The 4,739-nt window shown below is 62.4% G+C and carries 6 protein-coding genes; 2 read left to right on the top strand and 4 right to left on the bottom strand.

The window, feature by feature from the left end; genetic code table 11:
- Window positions 1–215 (top strand): hypothetical protein (locus AC1D0P_RS22010; protein WP_477678691.1); only part of this gene is annotated, 215 nt, incomplete at its 5' end.
- Here AC1D0P_RS22010 and AC1D0P_RS22015 read toward each other — a convergent pair.
- The 4 genes from AC1D0P_RS22015 to AC1D0P_RS22030 all read right to left on the bottom strand — a co-directional run bounded on the left by AC1D0P_RS22015 (window position 182) and on the right by AC1D0P_RS22030 (window position 3,872).
- Window positions 182–1,312: a branched-chain amino acid ABC transporter substrate-binding protein gene (locus AC1D0P_RS22015; RefSeq protein ID WP_477678692.1), complete on the bottom strand. Its 1,131-nt coding sequence runs from the start codon at window positions 1,310–1,312 to the stop codon at window positions 182–184. The genes AC1D0P_RS22010 and AC1D0P_RS22015 overlap by 34 nt on opposite strands.
- A gap of 234 nt (window positions 1,313–1,546) precedes the next feature.
- Entirely contained in the window at window positions 1,547–1,915 is a 369-nt protein-coding gene (locus AC1D0P_RS22020; RefSeq protein ID WP_477678693.1) for a hypothetical protein, read from the bottom strand.
- Window positions 1,912–2,349: a DNA polymerase III subunit chi gene (locus tag AC1D0P_RS22025; protein WP_477678694.1), complete on the bottom strand. Its 438-nt coding sequence runs from the start codon at window positions 2,347–2,349 to the stop codon at window positions 1,912–1,914. Before AC1D0P_RS22025 ends, AC1D0P_RS22020 begins: the two co-directional genes overlap by 4 nt.
- A complete protein-coding gene (locus AC1D0P_RS22030) occupies window positions 2,346–3,872 on the bottom strand; it encodes a leucyl aminopeptidase (protein ID WP_477678695.1) in 1,527 nt (508 codons plus the stop codon). The genes AC1D0P_RS22025 and AC1D0P_RS22030 overlap by 4 nt, the downstream gene beginning before the upstream one ends.
- 69 nt (window positions 3,873–3,941) lie before the next feature.
- On the opposite strand from AC1D0P_RS22030, the gene lptF reads away from it, so the two are divergent.
- On the top strand, window positions 3,942–4,739 hold a 798-nt coding region (lptF, locus tag AC1D0P_RS22035), incomplete at its 3' end, for an LPS export ABC transporter permease LptF (protein WP_477678696.1).

Below are 4,739 nucleotides of genomic sequence, written 5' to 3' on the forward strand. Positions count from 1 at the left end.
GCCTGAATCCATTCTGGTTCGGTAAAAAGAATTCGTTTGCTCACATTGTCTTTTTGCGGGCAATGTTTCCACGATTCCTCGTTTCAGCCGTAGCCGGCAAGGCTTTCCGCTTTCTCGCTTCAGCAAAAAGCGGGCAAAAAAAAGCCACCTTGCGGTGGCTTTTTTTATCTGCGGTGAACGATCAGTTCAGGGCGGATTTCTTGCCGTCCTTGTAGACGTACAGGGTGATGGCGGGGTTCTTCAGTTCGCCGTTGGGTTCAAAAGCGATGGTGGTGGTCACGCCCTTGAAGTTGGTCTTGATCAGCTCAGGGGTGTAGACCTTTGGATCCCAGGAACCGGCGCGCTTCATGGCGTCAACCAGGACGAAGGTCGCGTCATAGGTGTACGGGCTGTAAACCTGGAACTGCTTCGGATACTTGGCTTCGTAACGCTTCATCCAGGCTTCACCGCCTGGCATTTTTGCCAGGGAAGCGCCGCCTTCAGCGCAGACCACATTGCTGATGGTCTTGGCGCCGGCTGCCAGCTTGGCCAGTTCGGCCGTGCAGATGCCGTCACCGCCGAAGTACTTGACGTTGCCCATGCCGAGCTGCTCCATCTGGCGCAGCATCGGGCCGCCTTGTGGGTCCATGCCGCCGAAGAAGATGGCATCGGGAGCCTTGGCCTTGACCGCGGTCAGGATGGCCATGAAATCGGTGGCTTTGTCGGTCGTGAACTGTTCGTCAACGACGGTCATGCCTTTTGCCAGGGCGGTCTTCTTGAACACTTCAGCAACGCCTTGGCCGTAAGCGGTACGGTCGTCGATGATGGCGACCTTCTTCAGCTTCAGTGCGTCAGCGGCATAGAAAGCCAGGCCGGCGCCCAGGGCGTTGTCGTTGGCGATGATGCGGTAGGTGGTTTTGTAGCCTGGCTTGGTCAGGTTGGGGTTGGTTGCAGCGCCCGTGACGTGGGGAATGCCGCAATCGTTGTAAACCTTGGAAGCAGGAATCGTCGTGCCGGAATTCAGGTGGCCGACCACGCCGGCGACTTTGGAGTCGCACAGTTTTTGTGCGGCTGCGGTGCCCTGTTTTGGATCAGCAGCGTCATCTTCAGCAACAATTTCAAACTTGACCTTCTTGCCGCCGATGACCACGTTTTGCGCGTTCAGGTCTTCGATGGCCATACGCACGCCGTTTTCATTGTCTTTGCCGTAATGGGCCTGCGAGCCGGACAGCGGTGCCACATGGCCGATTTTGACGACTGCGTCTTGGGCAGAAGCAAAACCCGCCACCGCAGCGAGGGCAGCCACTACTGTCAGTTTTAATTTCATTTGCATAAAAACACTCCGATTAGGAAATTACCGTTAAAGGTTGAGAACGAATTTTTTTACTCAACGGGGCCGAACATAACGCAATTTCCGGGCCCGCACCATAGCAACGTCCCTAGGTTAATTTCTGATAAGGGGGTTTACCCGGGGAGCAGATCGGCTTATGTGAGCGCGTGTTTCAGCAGCGCCCGCGATGATGCCGCAAGGGAAAAATTCGCGGATCCAAGCAGTCACCTGCGAGACCTATCCGCCGGCCCCCGGCGGCGTGCGTTCATTCGCGAAAGCCTGGCTGACGGACTGGCGGACGACGCCCTCGATTTCTTCGCGAAGGCGCGGCTCCAGGCTTTGCGTGTGTTCAAGAATCAGCTGGCCTACCACCTCGCGCAAACGCCGGTCCAGCATCAGGTCCACCCGCTGCAGCACGCGCTGCACCATCTGCTCCTGCAAGTCCGGCGAAGCCGCCAGTGAGGCCATGGGTGCGGCGGCGGATGCTACCGGGGGCGCTGCCGTTGCACCGGCCGGGCTCGGTGCCGGCAAGGGGGCCGCGACGGGCCGCACGACCTCCGTCAACGTGGGCACAAAGCGCGGCGGCGCGGGCGGTGGACGGTTCATGCACCCTCCCCGGCCGTGGCCAGGTCGTGCCGTTTCATCGCATAACCCCTGTCGGTGTAATGCTTCCAGCGGCTGCGCGCGGCGAGGCGGTCTTCGTCGCCCTGCGCCACCRCTTCGATGAAACGCTCAAAGCGTTCGAACTCGGGCGGGATTCCCTGCCCCAGGTTGACCAGCACGCCATAATGCGGGCACGCTTGGAGCGATTCCGCCAGCACCACGGGCGATGCCGCCAGGGTGCTCTCGGCCGCTCCACCACGGCAGTGCGGCACGAACTCGGCCGGCGAAAAGCTCCACATCAGCTGGTCCAGCTCGGCCAGCATTGCCGGCTCACCCGTCACCACCACGCTGGCCCCGCTCAGGTAGGCCTTGCGCAGCAGCCGGCAGCTGTAGGCCAGCTTGTCCGGAACATTGAAGTGAAAAGCGATCTCGGTCATGCCCGTGTTCTGGCGGCGGCCTTGGGTTTTGCCGAAGCCTTGGGTTTAGCAGTTGCTTTGGGCCGGTTGGAAGCCACCTGGCCCAGCAGGTAATCGAGCAGCAGCGGCACGGGGCGGCCGGTGGCGCCCTTGGCGGCGCCGCCTTTCCAGGCGGTGCCGGCGATGTCCAGGTGCGCCCAGGGGAAACTAGACGCGAAGCGTTGCAGGAACTTGGCCGCGGTGATCGCACCGCCGGCCCGGCCGGCCACATTGGCGACGTCGGCAAAATTGGTCTTCAGGCCTTCGGCGTAATCGTCATCCAGCGGCATCCTCCAGCACAGGTCCATGGAGGATTCACCTGCTTGGGCCAGCGCCCCGGCCAAGGCATCGTCGGTGGAAAACATCCCGCTGCGCACGCCGCCGAGCGCGATCACGCAAGCGCCCGTGAGCGTGGCGATGTCGACCACGGCCCTGGGCTTGAAGCGCTCGGCGTAGGTCAAGGCGTCGCACAGCACCAGGCGTCCCTCGGCATCGGTGTTCAGGATCTCGATGGTCTGCCCGCTCATGCTGGTGACCACGTCGCCCGGCTTGATGGCGCGGCCGCCCGGCATGTTCTCGCAGGCCGGAATCAGGCCCACCACATTGAGGACAGGCTGCAGTTCAGCCAGCGCCCGGAAGGTGCCCAGGACGCTGGCGGCGCCGCACATGTCGAACTTCATCTCATCCATCTCGGCGGCAGGCTTGATGGAAATGCCGCCCGTGTCGAAGGTAATGCCTTTGCCGACCAGCACCACAGGCGCCACGGTCCTGGCCGCACCGTCGTAGCGCAGCACGATGAAACGCAGCGGCTCGGCCGTGCCCTGGGCCACGGCCATAAAGGAGCCCATGCCCAGTTTGGCGACCTCTTTAGGGCCCAGTACTTCGACCTTGATATTGCGCAACTTGCCCAGCTCCCTGGCGGCACCGGCCAGCAGGGTCGGCGTCGCATGGTTGGACGGCCGGTTGGCCCATTCCTTGGCGAATTCCAGGCCTTTGAGCAGGGCCACGCCTTTGTCCAGGCCGGCCTTGGCCGCTTTGGCGCTCGCGGCATCGCCCACGGCGATCAGCACGCGCTGCAGCCTGGAGGGGCTGGCCTTGGACTTGGTGGTGGTGTAAACGTAGGTTGCATCGCCACAGGCTGTCACGGCGGCGCGAACGGCCTCGGCCTGCAGCGCGTCCAGCAGGTCCAGGCACAGCACGATGCGCTGCGTGTTGCCGTTTTTCACGGCGCCCAGGGCTGCGGCGACGGCGGTGCGGATGTTTTTGGGGCTGGCATCCCCTACCCCGGCCAGCACCAGGCGCGTGGCGGCGATGCCGGGCGCGCGGTAGGCAGCCAGCAGCTTGCCCGGCTTGGCTTCGAAGTCCCCGGACTTGATGGCCAGCGCCGTCAGTGCCGACAGCGGATCGCTGCCGGCCCCCGTGTCCTGGGGCACGAGCACCAGCAGTGCGTCGGTTTTTTCGCTGCAAATACGGGCGCGGGTCAGAGTTTTGAGTTCAAAGTCCATAATTCAGGGTCTGGTGGATAAACCGAAGTGAAACAAAAATAAAMCAAAGCAAAAGCAGATATTCAGTCAATGTTATTCCAATCTTCGATTCGCAAAGAGCTGGCACGCAGTTTCGGCGCCACGCTGGTGGTGCTGGTCACCATCGTGATGACCATCGTGCTGATCCGTACACTGGGCCAGGCCTCGCGCGGTTTCATCAATCCGCAGGACGTCATGCTCTTCATGGCCTACTCCGCGCTGGGCCGCCTGCCGACCATCCTCACACTGTCGCTTTTCATCGCCATGGTCAGCACCTTGTCGCGCATGTACCGCGACAGCGAAATGGTGGTGTGGTTTACCAGCGGCCAGGGGCTGGCCGGCTTTTTGCGGCCGCTGTTCCGCTTTGCCTGGCCGGTGCTGCTGGTGATCACGCTAATGGCGCTGTTCGTCTGGCCCTGGACCAACCAGCAGACCAAGGACATGCAAAGCCGCTACGAGCAGCGCGGCGACATCGACCGCATCGCCCCCGGCCAGTTCCAGGAGTCTTCCAGCGGCAACCGCGTGTTCTTCATCGACCGCGACCTGGCGGGCGCACGCTCCAGCAACAACGTATTCATCGCCGCCACTGAAAAAGGCAAAAGCTCCATCACCACCGCTCGGTCCGGCCGCATCGAGACCCTGAACGATGCCCAGTTCCTCATGCTGGAAAACGGGCAGCGCCTGGAAAACGTGATTGGCCAGCCGGCGCTCAAGATCAGCGACTTCGAGGAGTACGGCACCAAGACCGGCGACGCCAACCCGCTCAGCGAAAACGCGCCGGAAGCCAAGCTGCTGTCCACCCGCGACCTCGTCAAGGCGCCCAGCCGCGGCAACCTCAGCGAACTGGCC

This window comes from Polaromonas sp. P1_G2 (assembly GCF_056405515.1).